The following is a 16,327-nucleotide window of genomic DNA, read 5'->3' as shown; positions in this document are numbered from 1 at the left end:
GCCTTCACCCCTGCAGCAGTTTGCGCATGCCTCGCAGTGCCTGCCGGGTGCGCTCTTCGTTCTCGATGAGCGAGAAGCGCACGTGGCCGTCTCCGTACTCGCCGAAGCCGATGCCGGGGCTGACAGCAACCTTTGCATCCTTAAGCAGCAGCTTTGAAAACTCGAGCGAGCCCATCTCTCGGAAGCGCTCCGGAATCTGCGCCCAGACAAACATGGTGGCCCGCGGCATTTCGACGGGCCATCCAAGCCGGTTGAGGCCGTTCACCAGGCAATCGCGGCGGCGGCGGTAAGTGTCGCAGATCGCGGCCACGCAGTCCTGCGGGCCATCGAGCGCGGCAATGGCGGCTACCTGAATGGGAGTGAACGTGCCGTAGTCCACATAGCTCTTGAGGCGCGCCAGCGCGGCGACCAGGCGGGGATTGCCCGCCATGAAGCCCACACGCCATCCGGGCATGTTGTAGCTCTTGGAGAGGGTGAAGAACTCCACGGCGATCTCTTTTGCGCCCGGAACCTGCAGGACCGATGGCGCGCGCTGCCCATCAAACACCAGATCGGCATAGGCAAGATCATGCACCAGCCAGATGTTCCAGGTACGGCATAATTCCACCACGCGCTCAAAGAAGGCCAGATCGACGCACTGCGTGGTCGGGTTGGCAGGGAAGTTGAGAATCAGCATGCGTGGCCGCGGATACATCAGCGAAATTTGCGCTTCCAACTCGGCAAGAAAAGTGTCGGCCTGGTGCATGGGCACGCTTCGAATGGTTGCGCCGCCGATGACGGGGCCATAGATGTGAATGGGATAGCTGGGATTGGGTACCAGTACGGCATCGCCTTGCTCGAGGGTCGCCATGCAGAGGTGGGCAATCCCCTCCTTGGAGCCGATGGTGACGATGGCTTCGGTCTCGGGGTCGAGTGTGACGCCATAGTTACGGTCATACCAGCGCGTGAGCGCGCGGCGCAGGGGGGCGATGCCGCGCGAGAGCGAGTAGCGATGCGAGGAAGGATTGGCGACCGTCTCTACCAGCTTGTCGACAATGTGGCGCGGGGTGGCGCCGTCAGGATTGCCCATGCCGAAGTCGATGATGTCTTCGCCGCGCCGCCGGGCTGCGGCTTTCAACTCGCCGGTAATGTTGAAGACATAGGCTGGCAGCCGTTTGATGCGGGAAAACTCTTCCACGGGACCTCGTAAACCTCGACTGGGAGGCAGGAGCGTTTTCGCATGATTGTTACACAGGTCTTGCTCCTCGGAAATCTGTAAATCATTGACTGAGCTGGTACGGGAAATGCACCCCGATGGAAAGGGTGGTCACCACTTTGCCCTGTTGAGTAAAAAATACCGTCCTTGCGAGAAGAAGTTTCTCATCTGGAGTAAAAAGTAACCGAAAAAGTAACTTTTTATTGATGTAACTCAAAGGCGGAAAAGCGGGGGAAATACAGATGCAAAAAATCGATGAAGATACTTCAATTTCGGCACGGGATGGGGTACCGTAGTTGCAGCAGAGAAGGCTGTACAGGCAGATTTAGAAGCTAATCCTGTTAGTCCCTGCTGCCTTGCGACACGGGCAGGCATCTCAATCGCTATCAGACCTGCATCGTTTTTCACGCACCCCTCTGCACTGCATCGTTTTGTTTTAACATCGTGTTCTTTTCATGCGAGGAAGGCAGCTGAGTATATCCATGGCAACTTCTGAATATTTGAAGAGCGGGAAAGCCAATCAGACTCCGGATCCACCGGAGATTGTTCCGCGTCGTGGCCGCAGCATTGCCGGCGTGTCCGTGGCCACCCCCGCGCTCAGAATGTTCACCGATGCCTGGGTGATTCTGCTGGGGGCGTTGATTGCGATATTGATTCGCACATTGATCTTTGGCGATCTGGTTCATATTCGCGAGATTTCACCACAGATATCCAACAGCGCGGTAGGTCTTCTTTATTTGTTCTGGTATGTACTTGCCTACCTGCTGGTGGCGCGCCGCTATGGTCTCTACGGACAGGTTCCATTGCGCAACGGGCTGCACGAAACGCGTCTGGTGACGCAGGCGGCCCTGAATGCCGGGCTGTTGCTTTGCGGGGCTCTCTATATGACGCGTGATGTGGCCGCGTCGCGCCTGCTGGTAATTATTTTTATCGTGGTGAGTGTTGTATGCCTCTGCGTTCGCCGGACATTCTGGAGGCATACGCGTTACCGCAATTATGCGCGGGGCATTGAGTTGCGCAACGTACTGATTCTCGGAACCAATCGCCTCAGTGCGGCCATTGGCGATCAGATCGCGCACCACTACAAGCTCGGTTATCATCTCGACGGTTTTCTCGGGCTGCCGGGTTCGCGTGAGGATCATGACGTTGCCGCCAATCGAATTCTGGGCGATATCACCGAGTTGCGCCAGATGGTGCGTTCGCGGTTTGTGGATGAGTTGATCATCGCTCAGCCTTGCTCCACCGAGGTGGCCGTGCAACTGGTGGAGGAGGCGCGTGATCTGGAAGTTGATCTTCGTGCCATCTCGGGTTATTTCCCTGATCTCTCGGCGAACGCTCCCAAAGAGAGCGTCGCGGGCTATCCGATGGTGACGCTGCATCGCCGTGAGCATCGCACTCTGGCCCTGGTCTTCAAGCGCGCACTCGATATTGCGCTCTCATTGGTTGCCATCGTGATGCTCTCGCCTGTACTGGTGGCAATATCGGCGGCAATTCTGCTGGAGGGCGGAGGTGGCATTCTGTATGTTTCGCAGCGCATCGGCAAGCGCGGCCGGTCCTTCCCTTGCTTCAAGTTTCGCACCATGGTGCAGGATGCCGAAGCAAAGAAGAAGGAGCTTGCGGCCCTCAATGAGCGCGACGGTATTCTGTTCAAGGTAAAAAATGACCCGCGCATTACCGGCGTCGGACGCTTTCTGCGCAAGTACAGTCTCGATGAACTGCCTCAGTTCTTCAATGTGTTGCGGGGAGAGATGAGCCTCGTCGGTCCCCGTCCTCCAATCGCCAGTGAGGTTGAGCGCTACGAGCTGGAGCATCTGCGCCGGCTTGAAGTGTTGCCGGGGCTGACAGGCTTGTGGCAGGTGCAAGCCCGGCAGGATTCCTCCTTTGCGCGCTACATCGCTCTCGATACCGCTTATGTGGAGAATTGGTCGTTCTGGCTTGACCTGACCATTCTCTTGCGCACGGCGGGCGTGGTCTTCAAGGGCACAGGTTCCTGACCGCAAGCTGTTGACTCATCAGTAGATCATTCTGTTCTCTCTGTTACAGTGTTGTTACACTTTCGCAGCCCGGTGCGTCATGGCGCTATCGCCATCCCGTCACGACTGCCTGGAGGACAGATTGAAGCGATATTCCCGTAGATTTTCAGGAGCCATGCTGGCTCTTTTTCTGGCTTGCGTACTCCCTGCCGTTCACGCTCAGGATCAGAAGCCGCCGGCGCCCCCGCCCCAAGCAAAGCATGAAAAGCCGGTTCCCCCCGAGACAACGGCTGTGACCAAACACGATCTCGAATTGCACGGAAAGACACTCCACTACACGGCAACTGCCGGCACGCTGATTATCCGCAACGAAAAGGGCAAGCCCTACGGCAGCATTTTCTATGTCGCCTATACGCTCGATGGCGCGGATCCGAGCACGCGGCCTGTTACTTTCCTCTACAACGGTGGTCCGGGATCGGCCAGCTTGTGGCTGCACATGGCCTCGGTCGGGCCGGTCCGTGTGATTACCGATAGCCCTGATGCCACCGGTGCGGCACCCTACAAGATTGTGCCCAACCAGTATTCGCTGCTCGACAAGACTGACCTTGTGTTTATTGACGCGCCGCTCACTGGCTATTCGAGAGTGGTGGGTGTGGGCACGCCCAAGGACTTTAACGGAGTCGATCAGGATCTGACAGCCTTTACCCGCTTTATCACGCGGTATATCACAGTGAATCAGCGCTGGAACTCTCCGAAGTTTTTGTACGGCGAGTCCTACGGAACCACGCGGTCCGCAGGGCTGGTGGCCATGTTGCAGGAGAACGGCATCAGCATCAATGGCGTGGTTCTGCAATCTTCGATTCTGAACTACAACGATCTGGCGCCGGGGCAGAATGCCAACTATATCGGCGACCTGCCGACTTTTGCGGCGATTGCTTATCACTTTGACAAACTCAAGAACAAGCCTGCCGACCTGACGGCCTTTTTGCAGCAGGTTCGCAACTTCGCCAGCGGCGAGTACGCCCAGGCGCTGTGGAAAGGCGACAAGCTTTCCCCGCAGGAGTTTGATGCGGTGGCCCAGAAGGTTGCCGATGATACGGGCCTGAGTGTCGAGTATGTGAAGGAGTCAAAGCTGCGCATCAGTGCCAGCCGCTTCCGCAAGGAGTTGTTGCGCGATCAGGGAGAGATCCTGGGCCGCTACGATGCGCGCTTTGAGGGCACCGACGTGGACAATGCCGGGGCTACTGCTGGCTATGATCCGTCCGATTCCGGGATCAACGGGGTCTTCGTGGCAGCCGTCAACAATTATCTGGAGAAGGATCTGAAGTACAAGACCGATGAAACCTATCGCCCCGATTCGGATGGAATCCGGAACTGGGACTGGCACCATCGGCCCGCGGGAGGGCATGGCTTCTGGGACAGGCAGCCGATGCCCGATGTTGCCGTGGATCTGGCGACAGCTATCCGCAAAAATCCCAGGATGAAGGTCTTTTGCGCCAATGGGCTTTTCGATCTGGCGACGCCCTTCTTCAAGACTGAATATGACGTCGATCAGATGGAACTGGCGCCGAAGCTCGCCAGCAACATCGAGTTCCATTACTATCCTTCAGGCCACATGATTTACCTGAATGTGAAGGCGCTGGCCATGATGTCCCATGACCTCGATGCCTTTTACGACAGCCTCGCGAAGTAAGACGATTCAGGCGCAACGAAAGGGCTGGCCATACGGCCAGCCCTTTTTACTTGCCGTCAGGATCAGAACTCCCGGCCCTTCGCACCTCGTAGTGGCTTGCGGCGGTTTCCACGCGGCTTAATAGAGCAAGGGCTTCCGGCTCAAAAAGCGCAACGGAATAATCAGGGCCGGCAAAGCGCTTGACCGCATCGAGGGAATCAAACAGATTGAGCACGATGAACTCGACCTCTGAGGGCTCATCCTTGCGCAGCAGATAGCCGCCGCAGTGGCCCTCAATCTTCTCTATCCCGGGCAGAATGTGTGTCAGCAGCAGGCTCTCATAGGCATCGGCGTTTTCGGGCGTGGTCCAGCCGCGCCAGTGGCGTGCAATCATCGCATGATCCTTTCCGTTGGGGAGTGCCTATGTCCGGTCGCAATCAACCGGATCCAGGTTGTTGCCAAAGGTGCGGAATCCGTTGCGGCCCGTCCTTTTTACGGAATACATTGCCGCGTCGGCGTTCTGCAGCAGTAGATCGACATCGGTGGCATCATCAGGATAGATGCACATGCCGAGGCTGATGGTAATTTCCACCGCGTTGCCACGAATGTAGACCGGGCGGCTCAGATTGCGAACAATCTGCTGGCCGCAATGCAGGGCATCCGCGCCGTTTTTGAATCCCGGCATGATCAGGACGAATTCATCGCCGCCGAAGCGGGCAACGGTGTCCGATTCCCGAACAGCTCCTCGCAATCGTTCTGCCACGATGACCAGAAGTGCATCTCCGTCGGCATGGCCGAGCGAATCGTTGATCTCCTTGAAGCCGTCGATGTCGAGCATGAAGACGGCGACCTGTTCCTCATGCCGTGAGGCCATGTGCATGGCCTGCTGCAGGCGGTCGCGCATCAGCGCGCGATTGGCCAGACCGGTGAGGTGATCATAATGCGCCAGGTGGCTGACGTGCTCGATGAGTTGCTTGTGCTGGGTGACGTCGCGGCTGGTGATGGCTATGCCATTGCCCAGCTTGACCACCTGCACATGCAGCCATGTGGCCTGGATGCGTTCGTCATCGAGATAGACCTCGCACAGGAAGGGCTTGCCCGTGCGCACAACTTCCCGGTAGCGCTCAATCAACCCTGAGGCGACCATGAATGGCCTCATTTCGGTGAGGATTTTGCCCTCGAGTTCCTCGCGGGTGGCATGCAGGCGACGCAGCGCATTGGGGTTGATGTAGGAGAATCGGAAATCGACGATCTCCCCCTTCTCATCGGGTACGCCATCGAAAATATAAAAATCGTCCAGGCTGCTCTCTGCCGCGGCCAGAAAACGCTCATGCTCCCAGCGCGCCTGAGCAATGTCCGGCTGCAGATCGTCCATGCGCGAAAAGGCGACCGTAGCCAGAAGGCATACAAGAAGCGCTCCCGCTGCCTCACGCAGTAGCAACGGCATGGGAAGCGGCAGCAGCGCCAGAATTCGCTGCATGGCAAAGAAGAGCAGAAACAAGTACAGCACCGAACGCGTGGCCACCTCGGGCAGCGGTAGCAGCAGCTTGCGGCTCAGACGGTGCAGCAGCAGCATGCAGAGCAGGCAAAGCATCCACCATATGCTTTGCGTCCATCTGCCAGTGGTGGAGGGGCCGTGCAAAGAAAGAGGGGCAGACAAAATCAGTACGGCGGCGGCCGCAAAGAGAATGAGAGCCATCACCAGCCGAAAAGCGCCAGGCTTCGTCAGTCTGGAGCCGGAGCGTGGCTTTCCTTCGCTCTGCGGGGGCAGTGCTGGAACCGGAAGAGCAGAGTATCCGGGGTTCTGCAGCTGAGTTGCTCCATCTCTGGGGGAGGTGGTGTCATCACTCATAGCGGCTCAAGAATATGAAGAATTACCGGCGCGGGAGACCTCCAAATTCAGGGTCTTATGCCGGGCGGTTCCTTTATTTTGAGCATTATAGCGCCGGCACCATGCAGGCGAAATGCTACTTATGGGGCAAACGGCCGGTAGCCGCCGTTCCTCTAAGTCAACGTTTCGTTCTCGCTTTTGGGCGCTTACTTTTTACCCGGAACCACAACGATCTGGAAGATTTTTGGCCAGAGCTTGCCGGTCACAAAGAGCTGGTGTGTCGCCGGATTGTAGGCAATGCCGTTGAGCACAGCATTCGGTCCGCGGCGTTCGACATCTGGCAGCAGGCCGGCCAGGTTGATCCACTCCAGAACGTGGCCGTTCTGGGGCGAGATGATGGCGATTTTGTCGGTCATCCAGACGTTGGCGTACACCTTGCCGTTGATGTATTCGAGTTCATTGAGCTGGGTGACCGGCCGGCCGTGATCGGTAACCTGCAGCTTGCGCTCCACGGCAAAGGTGTTGGGGTTAAGAAAGCGCAGATAGGCGCTGCCGTCGCTCTCGATCAGGCTCTTGCCATCCTGCGTGAGGCCCCAGCCCTCATAGTCGTAGTGAAAGGTGCGCAGCAGGCGAAAGGTGGTGCGGTCATACACGAAGCCGATGTGCGCCTTCCAGGTGAGCTGAATCAGCTCGTTGCCCCAGGCCGCGAGCCCCTCGGCGAAGTACTGGCTGGGCAGGTTGTACTGCTGCAGCACCCGGCCGGTGGTGAGGTCGTCGCGCCGCAGCGAAGATTGCCCGTAGAGGCCATCACTCTCATATAACTGGCCGTGAGAAAAGAGCAGACCCTGCACAAACCCGTTGGGGTCATGCGGGTAGGTGCGAACGACCTTGTAGCTGTCTTCAGCGCAGGCGGAGGCGAAGGAAATCAGCAGAAGACAGCAGAGAGAGAGGCCAATGCGGCGCAGCGGAACCATGCCCTTCACTTTATCGCAACCCAAGCGGTTAGTGCAGGATAGCTGCGGGTTCTCTTCAGACATATTTAAGGCCCCACTGATAACCTGATGGGGATGTTTGCCCAGATGGCGATCACCTCTCGATATTTGTTATGCGCGGCGGCCCTGGCGCTGGTCACGGCTTCTCCGCTGGGAGCGCAGCAGGCGTTGCCGCAGGCGCCGTCTGTGCGGGCGTCTCTGCAGATGCCTGCCACGGCCCCGGCGACCGGTTCCTCAGGAAAGGGAAGCGGCCCGCGGATGATGGCGCTGACGCTCGATCAGGCTATTGAAGCAGCACTGCGGAGCGACCCGATCTACGCAACGAGTATCGCGACATCCGGTACGGCCCGCCTGAATCATCAACTGGCGCGGAATGCGCTGCTGCCGAGCGCCTCCTTTCATGGGCAATATCTCTATACGCAGCCAAACGGCCAATTTAATCAGGGCGGCCAGTCTGGCCAGCAGGCCGCGCCACGTTTTATTGCGAATAATGCGATTCGCGAATACGCCGCACAGCTCATGGCAAACGAGACAATCAGCTTCACAGGCTTTGCCAATCTGCGCCAGACCCAGGCACTTGCAGCCAAAGCGGGGGCCGATCTGGAGTCCGCACGGCGCGACCTTATTCTGCGTGTAGTGCAGGAGTACTTTGGTCTGCTCGATGCCGAAAACAAGGCTCAGGTGGCTCGCCAGACTCGCGACGAGGCGCAGAATTTTCTCAGCCTGACGCAAAAGCTCAAAGCCGGACGCGAAGTGGCCGAGGCCGATGTGGTGAAGGCACAGCTTGATCTGCAGCAGAAGCAGCGAGCCTATAGCGATGCTCAATTGCTGGCGGAGCAGGCGCGGCTTAATCTTGGCACGCTTCTTTTCGCCGATCCTCGCACGCCATACAAGCTGGCGGTGGCTCCTGCGCCTTTGCTGGCTCCTCGTTCTCAGGTCGAAGCGGATGCCGCAAAGAACAATCCAGACTTGCGCAGTGCCGTGGAGTCGATGAAGGCCGCTCGCGCGGCTGTGATAGCGGCACGTGCGGAGTATCTGCCGAGCCTCACCTTCAATTACACCTATGGTGTCGATGCTCCGCAGCTTGCGGTGAATGGTCCAGGTGGCGTGCAGAACCTGGGCTACTCCGCTTCGGGCGGCATTAATTTGCCTCTATGGGACTGGTTCAGCACGCATGACCGCGTGCAGGAAGCCAAGCTGCAGCGCCGCGCCGCACAGGTGACGCTCACCGCCACGCAGCGCACGCTGATCGCGCAACTGCAGGAGTACTATCACGACGCCCAGGTGGCTGAGCAGCAAATGACTTCGCTGACCAGCAGCGTAAAGCTGGCCCAGGAGAGCCTGCGGCTGACTCGTCTGCGATACAGCGCCGGCGAAGCTACAGCCTTAGAAGTTGTGAATGCGGAAGATACCCTTTCTACTGTCAAGGCCGCGCAGGCTGACGGCCAGTTGCGCTATCGCGTGGCGCTGGCTAACCTGCAGACCCTGACCGGAGTGCTTTGATCTGGCATGAATCTCAATCGTCTCCACGCTCGCTCGTCTTATGTGCCGCGCACTCTTGCGCTGCTCGCCGGTCTTGCTGCTTTTCAGATGGTGGCAGGATGCTCCAAGGCCGCGCCTGCTCCGGCGGCGGTGGTGAGTGTGCAGGCCGCCACGGCCTCTCTGCAGCCGCTTACCGAGCACATCACTGCCGATGCCGTGATGGCTCCCATTTCGCAGGCGGCGATTGCACCCAAAATTACCGCGCCGGTCAAGCACTTCTATGTGCAGCGCGGGGCGCATGTGCATCGCGGCGAGCTATTGGCCACGCTGGACAACGCGGATCTGCAGGCCGCCGTGCAGGACAACCAGGGCGTGTTGCTGGCGCAGCAGGCCGCCTATGACAGCACGGTAAAGGCGACCGTGCCGCAAACGTATGAGCAGGCACGGCTGAATGTAGCCCAGACCAAGGCCAACCTGGAACTGAACCAGAATATTGTGAAGAGCCGCAAGAAGCTCTACGCGCAGGGAGCGATTCCGGGCCGCGAACTCGACACCTCAGAGGCAGCGCTGGTGCAGGCGCAGACCGCGTACGATGCGGCGCTGAAGGTCTTTAACGGGATGCAGCAGGTGAGCCGCGAGGCCGCTCTGAAGCAGGCCAAAGGCCAACTGGAGTCTGCCCAGGGCCGTTATGCCGCCGCCGAGGCGCAGCTTTCGTACTCGGAGATTCGCAGCCCGATTGACGGTGTCGTGACAGACCGCCCGCTGTACGCGGGGGAAACGGCGACCGCGGGCTCGGCGCTGCTCACGGTCATGGACACCTCCGTATTGATTGCGAAGCTGCATATTCCGCAGCCGCAGGCACAGGCGCTCTCAGTGGGCAACAGCGCAACGGTGCAGGTGCCGGGTATGCTGCACCCGGTCAGCGGCAAAGTCACGATCATCAGTCCGGCCCTCGACCCCGGCAGCACTACGGTTGAGGTGTGGGTAGAGATCAAGAACCCCGATGGAGACCTGCGCCCCGGCACGGCCGTGACCGTGACCATGGCCGCCCGCCATGTGCAGAATGCGCTGGTAGTGCCTTCAGACGCGATTGTGCTCACCAGCACGGGCAAGAAGTCCTTGATGGTGATTGGCGCCAACAATACCGCACATCAGGTGGTGGTGAAGACCGGCATCAAGGATGACGGCAAGACGCAGATTCTCAGCGGCATCTCAGCGGGCCAGCAGGTGGTCACGACGGGCGCCTATGGCATGGACGATGGCACGAAGGTGAAAGTAGTGCCCGGCAGCAGTGCTGACAGCAGCGCGGGGGGCCAGAGCTGATGCAGCAGCGGGAGACCCGGGATCAACACTCGAACAGCGATTCCAGCTTCTGGATGTCGCGCTTCTCGAAGAGCATTTTCTTCTTTACCGTCGCGCTGGCGGCGGCAGGAATTTTTCTTGCCTTCCACATCCCGATTGCGGTGTATCCGCAGACCAACTTCCCGCGCGTGGTCATCGGTGTAGACAACGGCGTTACGCCCATCCAGCAGATGGAAGTGACCGTGACGCGCCCGATTGAAGAGGCCGTGAACTGGGTGCCCGGCCTGGCCACGGTGGACTCGGTCACGAGCCGCGGTTCAGCCGAGATTGACCTCTACTTCAACTGGAACGTCAACATGTTCCAGACGCTGCAGTATGTGAACTCAGCCATTTCGCGCATTCGCCAGACGCTGCCATCCACTGCGGTCATCACGACGCAGAAGATGACCTTTGCCTCGTTCCCGATTCTGGGCTACAGCCTTACGTCAAAGACTGTTTCGCAGGCGAGACTGTGGGAACTGGCGACTTACACGCTGAAACCGCCCATCAACCGCCTGCCCGGTATTGCCCGCGTGCAGGTGCAGGGCGGCAATGTGCCGGAGTATCAGGTCATTCCGAACATGGCCAAGCTTGAAGCCGCGCAGGTCACCATTCAGGACATTGTGAATGCCATTCAGGCGGCGAATCTCGTGGAGTCGCCCGGTCTTTATACGCAGAATCACATGCTGATTCTGAGCCTCATCGGCGACCAGGCGCACAATCTGCAGGATCTTGAAAACATTTCAGTGCGCAGCACCGCGAGTGGCGTGCCCGTGCTGCTCGGCGACGTGGCGACCGTGAGGATGGGCAATGAGCCCAAGTACACCATTGTGACCTCAAACGGCCAGCCTGCCGTGCTGATGAACATCACACGCCAGCCCAACGGCAACACTGTCTCCGTCACCAATGAGGCGAATGCGGAGATGGCCAAGCTGCGCAAGCAGTTGCCGCCCGGTGTGGAAGTGCATACTTTCCTCGACGAATCGCACATGGTGCGCGAGAGCGTGAAGAGCGTGCGCGACGCGATCTTGCTGGGGCTGGTGCTGGCCGCGCTCATCATGGTGATCTTTCTGCGCGACTGGTCGGCCTCGCTGGTGGCCGGGCTGGTGATTCCCGTTACCATCTGCGTGACGTTCATTCTGCTGTGGGCTGTGGGCGAGAGCTTTAACTTAATGACGCTCGGCGGACTGGCCGCGGCTGTGGGGCTGGTGATCGACGACGCGATCGTCGTCGTCGAGAACATCGCCCTTCATCGTGAGCACGGCGAGTCTCGTGTGGATGCCGTGCGGCTGGCGATTCATGAGCTGACCAGGCCGCTGCTTGGTTCCACGCTTACGCCGATCGTGGTTTTTCTGCCGCTGGTTGCGGTCACGGGCATTACCGGTTCGTTCTTCCGCGCGCTTGCGCTCACCATGAGCGTGGCGCTGCTGGCATCGTTGAGCCTGGCGCTGACCTTTACGCCCGCCTTGAGCCTGTCACTGCTGGGCGTGAAGAAAAAGCAGCACGAAGAGCATGAGGAAAAGCCGAAGGGCTTCATGGCTCCGGTACTGCACTTTCATGAGCGCGCGCTACGCGGCATTCTGCGCAAACCGGCATGGCTGGGCGTCGCCTGCCTCGTGCTGCTGGCAGGTATCTATTTCAGTTACAAATCGCTCGGCTCTGACTTGTTGCCGCGCATGGACGAGGGAGCCTTCACCCTGGATTATGTAATGCCGCCGGGCAGCTCTCTTCAGGAGACCAACCGTGTGCTGCTCGATGTCACGCGCATTCTGCACAACATACCCGAGGTGACGGTGACCTCACGCCGCACGGGCCTGCAGATGGGGCCTGCGGCGGTGACTGAAGCCAATACCGGCGACTTCTCCGTAGTGCTGACCGATCATCGTCATCGCGACATCTGGCAGATCATGCAGGAGGCGCGGCAGCGCATTCACGCGACGCAGCCTGGGCTGGACATTGATTTCTCCCAGAAGATGCAGGACGTCATCGGCGACCTCACCAATGCGCCTCAGCCTATCGAAGTGAAGTTGTTCTCTACCAATCAGGCGCTACTCGATCAACTTGCACCCGAGGTGGCCGATGCAATTTCGAAGGTGCCCGGCGTGGTGGATGTCCAGAACGGCATCGACAACACGGTGAGCGGCCCGGGCACCAGCTTTCAGGTCAATCCAACGGTGGCGGCGCGCCTGGGCTTCACGCCGCAGCAGGTTGCCGAAGACGCAACCTCGGTGCTCGACGGCATTCCCTCAACCGAGCCGGTGGTCTCGGGCGGGCGGCCTTACACCGTGCGCGTGCGCCTCGATGCAGCGCATCGTGAGAGCCTGCAGGCCATGGAAGACACGGTATTCGTGAGTCCCACCGGCAAGCTGGCAACGCTCGGCTCGCTGGCGTCCATTGTGCAGTTGCCGCCGCAGGATGAAATTCTGCGCGAAAATCTGCAACAGATGGTGATTGTGAGTTCGCAGCTCGGCAACACCAATCTTGGCGCGGCGATCAAGGGTATCAAGGATGCGGTCAACAAGCTGAATCTGCCGAACAATGTGCGCGTGGTATACGGCGGCGAATATCAGCAGCAGCAGCAATCCTTCAAGCAGTTGCTGATGGTGCTGGTGATGGCGCTGGTGCTGATCTTTGGCGTGCTGCTGGTCGAGTTTCAGAACTTCTTCGCGCCCATCGCCATTCTTATTTCGTCGGTGCTGTCGGCCTTCGGCGTGATGATGGCGCTCTTCCTGACGCACACCAGCTTCAACGTGGCTTCGTTCATCGGTCTGATTATGGTGGTCGGCATCGTGGCCAAGAATGGCATTCTGCTGCTCGATGCGGATGAGAAATTCCGCGCCGCGGGCATGAGTGCTCATGAGGCCATGCTGCAGGCTGCGCAGCGCCGCTTGCGGCCCATTTTGATGACGGCGCTCGCGGCCATGACGGGCATGCTGCCGCTGGCTTTTGCGCTCGGAGCAGGCTCACAGATGCTGCAGCCGCTGGCCATTGCCGTGATCGGGGGACTGATCGTCTCCATGGCGCTGTCGCTGCTGGTGACGCCGGCGGCGTATTACCTGATGACGCGGGGCCATTGAGCCCCTCTATATTCCGGTAATAACGCCCTCGGCATTCACGTCGATCTCGGCCGCGCGTGAGACCTTCGGCAGCCCCGGCATCAGCATCATGTTGCCGGCAATCATCACGACGAAGCCCGCGCCCGCCGAGAGCGCCGCATCGGTGATGTGCAGCGTCCAGCCAGTGGGTGCGCCGAGCAGCTTGGGATTATCGGAGAAGGAATACTGCGTCTTGGCGATGCAAACAGGCAGATCGGCGTAGCCCCACGCGGTAAACTGCTTTAACTTTGCCTGTGCCGCTTCGCTGAACTCCACGCCGTCAGCGCCATAAATCTGCGCAGCCACTTTGCGAACCTTCTCTTCGAGTGAGTCCTCCAGCGCATAAGCAGGCGTGACAGTTACATTTGGGTGCTTCTCGAGGGCGGCGACAACTTTTTCCGCCAGAGCCACTGCTCCTTCGCCGCCGCGCGTGAAGGCCTCGGAGTATGCGCTTTCCGCGCCATGCTGCTGTGCAAATTCTGCAAGCCGTTCAAGATCTGTGTCTGTATCGCTGGGGAAGCGGTTGATCGCCACCACAATCGGAAGGCCAAAGTTGCGCATGTTTTGAATATGACGCGCGAGGTTTGGCAGGCCGCGTTCGAGATCGCCCTCACCCTGGTTGCGCATGCTCTGCACGGTCGTGACGACCACAGCGGCGGAGGGAGCAATGCCCGAGCTGCGCATCACGATGTCAATGTATTTTTCCGCGCCCAGGTCGGCGGCAAAGCCCGCCTCATTCACGACGTAATCAGCAAGGCGCAGCGCCATCTGTTGCGAAACCACGCTGCTGGTGCCGTGCGCAATGTTGCCAAAAGGGCCGCAATGCACAAAGGCGGGCGTGCCCTCGGTGGTCTGGACAAGATTGGGCAGCAGCGCGTCGGCGAGCAGCGCCATCATGGCGCCGGTAGCGTCGAGCGCTGCGGCGGTGACGGGTTCGCCGCTCTTGTTCTGGCCAATCACGATGCGGTCGAGCCGCTGTCGCAGGTCGTCGCGATTCTGCGCCAGCGCCATGATAGCCATGACTTCTGACGCGGCGGTGATGACAAATCCCGTCGAGCGGTTGGCACCCTCGCGCTTGCCGCCGGCGCTGATCACAATGCGGCGCAACGCGCGGTCATTCATGTCCATGGCGCGGGGCCAGGTGATGCGCTCCGGATCAAGCCCGAGATCGTTGCCGTGAAACAGATGGGCGTCGATCAGCGCGGCCAGCAGATTGTGTGCCGAGGTAATGGCGTGCAGGTCGCCATGAAAATGCAGGTTGATCTTCTGGCTTGGCTCAATCTGCGAGCGCCCGCCCCCGGCCGCGCCGCCCTTCATGCCAAAGACCGGTCCGAGCGATGGCTCGCGCGAGGTAATGAGCACTTTTTTGCCAATGCGCTCCAGGCCCTGCGTCAGGCCGATGGAAGTAACGGTTTTGCCTTCGCCTGAGGTTGTTGGGCTGGTTGCCGTGACCAGAATCAGCTTGCCCCGGCGCGGAAAAGCCGGATTGGCGAGCAGGTCCAGCTTTACCTTGGCGCCGTGGCGGCCCAACGGTTCGTAGGCGTCTTCCGGCAGGTTGAGTTTGCGGGCGATAGAGTCAATGGGCAGCAGATTGTCAGGCATGCAGCAGCAGAGTATCAGCCGGGAAAGGGCAACTCCAAGCGGCGAGCCACCGGAATGCCAGAAGGCGGTCAAAATTGGATGACGCAAAAAAAATGTGCCGGAATCGGGGGAGATTCCGGCACCTAAGGGCGCGGACTGCGTGCGATTGCCCGCCCGTCCGCATCGGATGCGCCGAGGCCATGGCGCAGGCGAATGGCTATTTCGTGTGGCGCAGAAATGCGCCGAGCTTTTCATACTGATCGCTTGCAATGTAGTCCACGCCGGCCTGCTGCGCGGCGCGCCAGCGAACTTCCGCGGCGGCCAGCGAGCCGAAGTTGTAGCCGTGGAACCACCCGCCACAGCTCTCCTGCGGAACAGTCTCGCCGTCGAGGGTGTAGAAGCGAATCCAAAGATGATTGTGGTGCGCATGGTTCACCAGCGCGCGCAGGCGGGCGTCATCGGCGGGGGTCCATGCTCCGGCGCGAGTCTGGCCACCCTTTTCCACTACGTCCCAGGGGTTATTCCACCAGCGGCGATAGTTGCCGGCCGGTTCCGGATCGATCACGCCGGGCGCGGCCGTCGGGTTGGCATCATGGCTGTGTACCGCGCCGAAGAGCAGCAGCTTGCCGCCTACGGGAACCTTGTCATAAAAGATCTTCTGCTGCGCGTCCTGCTCGCCTGTCAGTACGAGAATCGGCCGCACGGTGAGCGGCGTCACCTCGGCGGGATTGGCGGACTTGCGCGCGGTGGTAAGCCAGTCCTGGTACTTCTCGAGCAGTTGCCACACGGCCTCGATGTGCTGCGGGTTGTCGTCTTTGAAATCGAGGTTTAGCGTGATCAGCGGCCAGTTGCCGTGGTTGCCTTCCTTGAGTGCTTTCTCGACGATGGGGCGCACGCGGTCAAAGAAGTAGTGCTCCATGGTCGGCTCGTGTCCGGTGAAGGGCGCGCCATGCGCGACTATGCTCCAGGATTTACCGGTTTTCGGGTCCGTGTACCAGGCCAGATCCTGCTCGATGGCGACCGGTGTGCCTGCCGAGAGCGCGCGATCAATGCGGTCGTTCCACCATCCGTCATACGGATAGCAGTTATGCGCATCCATCACGCTGCGGGTGCCGGGCATGGCGGCGTTAGGCACATTCATCTTCGCACCTGGCAAGAGGCTGGA

General features: G+C 59.7%; 11 protein-coding genes. 5 read left to right on the top strand and 6 right to left on the bottom strand.

Annotation, left to right across the window (positions count from 1 at the left end; translation table 11 throughout):
* Positions 1–4 precede the first annotated feature (4 nt).
* A complete protein-coding gene (alaC, locus tag ACP_RS03560) occupies positions 5–1,177 on the bottom strand; it encodes an alanine transaminase (RefSeq protein ID WP_015895915.1) in 1,173 nt (390 codons plus the stop codon).
* A gap of 500 nt (positions 1,178–1,677) precedes the next feature.
* Here alaC and ACP_RS03555 point away from each other — a divergent pair, with 500 nt between their 5' ends.
* Both ACP_RS03555 and ACP_RS03550 read left to right on the top strand, forming a co-directional pair.
* Positions 1,678–3,189: a sugar transferase gene (locus tag ACP_RS03555; RefSeq protein WP_041839242.1), complete on the top strand. Its 1,512-nt coding sequence runs from the start codon at positions 1,678–1,680 to the stop codon at positions 3,187–3,189.
* Between the two features lie 271 nt (positions 3,190–3,460).
* The gene (locus ACP_RS03550) at positions 3,461–4,861 is read left to right on the top strand and encodes a S10 family peptidase (protein ID WP_238525634.1); all 1,401 of its coding nucleotides are present in this window, start codon (positions 3,461–3,463) and stop codon (positions 4,859–4,861) included.
* Positions 4,862–4,907: 46 nt separating this feature from the next.
* Here ACP_RS03550 and ACP_RS03545 read toward each other — a convergent pair whose 3' ends face one another.
* From ACP_RS03545 to ACP_RS03535, 3 genes are all read right to left on the bottom strand, one after another.
* Complete coding sequence (locus ACP_RS03545) at positions 4,908–5,234, bottom strand: antibiotic biosynthesis monooxygenase family protein (RefSeq protein WP_015895912.1); 327 nt, start codon at positions 5,232–5,234, stop codon at positions 4,908–4,910.
* 27 nt (positions 5,235–5,261) lie between these two features.
* Entirely contained in the window at positions 5,262–6,434 is a 1,173-nt protein-coding gene (locus tag ACP_RS17150; protein WP_169305904.1) for a sensor domain-containing diguanylate cyclase, read from the bottom strand.
* 443 nt (positions 6,435–6,877) lie between these two features.
* A complete protein-coding gene (locus ACP_RS03535) occupies positions 6,878–7,645 on the bottom strand; it encodes a glutaminyl-peptide cyclotransferase (RefSeq protein ID WP_015895910.1) in 768 nt (255 codons plus the stop codon).
* A 105-nt stretch (positions 7,646–7,750) separates the two neighbouring features.
* On the opposite strand from ACP_RS03535, the gene ACP_RS03530 reads away from it, so the two are divergent.
* From ACP_RS03530 to ACP_RS03520, 3 genes are read left to right on the top strand one after another with little or no spacing between them, the layout of a single operon-like run.
* Positions 7,751–9,166: a TolC family protein gene (locus ACP_RS03530; RefSeq protein WP_015895909.1), complete on the top strand. Its 1,416-nt coding sequence runs from the start codon at positions 7,751–7,753 to the stop codon at positions 9,164–9,166.
* Between the two features lie 6 nt (positions 9,167–9,172).
* The gene (locus ACP_RS03525; RefSeq protein ID WP_015895908.1) at positions 9,173–10,468 is read left to right on the top strand and encodes an efflux RND transporter periplasmic adaptor subunit; all 1,296 of its coding nucleotides are present in this window, start codon (positions 9,173–9,175) and stop codon (positions 10,466–10,468) included.
* Positions 10,468–13,563, top strand: a complete 3,096-nt coding sequence (locus tag ACP_RS03520) for an efflux RND transporter permease subunit (protein ID WP_148215007.1) — start codon at positions 10,468–10,470, stop codon at positions 13,561–13,563. Before ACP_RS03525 ends, ACP_RS03520 begins: the two co-directional genes overlap by 1 nt.
* A 6-nt stretch (positions 13,564–13,569) precedes the next feature.
* Here ACP_RS03520 and ACP_RS03515 read toward each other — a convergent pair whose 3' ends face one another.
* Both ACP_RS03515 and ACP_RS03510 read right to left on the bottom strand, forming a co-directional pair.
* Positions 13,570–15,183 carry a formate--tetrahydrofolate ligase gene (locus ACP_RS03515; RefSeq protein ID WP_015895906.1) on the bottom strand — a complete coding sequence of 538 codons (1,614 nt, stop codon included), beginning with the start codon at positions 15,181–15,183 and terminating at the stop codon, positions 13,570–13,572.
* 196 nt (positions 15,184–15,379) lie between these two features.
* The gene (locus ACP_RS03510) at positions 15,380–16,303 is read right to left on the bottom strand and encodes a hypothetical protein (RefSeq protein ID WP_015895904.1); all 924 of its coding nucleotides are present in this window, start codon (positions 16,301–16,303) and stop codon (positions 15,380–15,382) included.
* Positions 16,304–16,327 lie beyond the last annotated feature (24 nt).

Source organism: Acidobacterium capsulatum ATCC 51196 (assembly GCF_000022565.1).
GTDB classification, from domain to species: Bacteria; Acidobacteriota; Terriglobia; order Terriglobales; family Acidobacteriaceae; genus Acidobacterium; species Acidobacterium capsulatum.
Note: the sequence above shows the minus strand (reverse complement) of the source record. Positions and strands in the feature narration are given on the sequence as shown.

What these genes read in the sequence shown, in the direction of transcription:
- ACP_RS03545 (WP_015895912.1), bottom strand. Translation starts at nt 5,234, where the DNA reads ATGATTGCACGCCACTGGCGCGGCTGGACCACGCCCGAAAACGCCGAT.
- ACP_RS03535 (WP_015895910.1), bottom strand. Translation starts at nt 7,645, where the DNA reads ATGGTTCCGCTGCGCCGCATTGGCCTCTCTCTCTGCTGTCTTCTGCTG.
- ACP_RS03555 (WP_041839242.1), top strand. Translation starts at nt 1,678, where the DNA reads ATGGCAACTTCTGAATATTTGAAGAGCGGGAAAGCCAATCAGACTCCG.
- ACP_RS03525 (WP_015895908.1), top strand. Translation starts at nt 9,173, where the DNA reads ATGAATCTCAATCGTCTCCACGCTCGCTCGTCTTATGTGCCGCGCACT.
- ACP_RS17150 (WP_169305904.1), bottom strand. Translation starts at nt 6,434, where the DNA reads ATGCTTTGCCTGCTCTGCATGCTGCTGCTGCACCGTCTGAGCCGCAAG.
- ACP_RS03515 (WP_015895906.1), bottom strand. Translation starts at nt 15,183, where the DNA reads ATGCCTGACAATCTGCTGCCCATTGACTCTATCGCCCGCAAACTCAAC.
- ACP_RS03530 (WP_015895909.1), top strand. Translation starts at nt 7,751, where the DNA reads ATGGCGATCACCTCTCGATATTTGTTATGCGCGGCGGCCCTGGCGCTG.
- ACP_RS03510 (WP_015895904.1), bottom strand. Translation starts at nt 16,303, where the DNA reads ATGAATGTGCCTAACGCCGCCATGCCCGGCACCCGCAGCGTGATGGAT.
- ACP_RS03520 (WP_148215007.1), top strand. Translation starts at nt 10,468, where the DNA reads ATGCAGCAGCGGGAGACCCGGGATCAACACTCGAACAGCGATTCCAGC.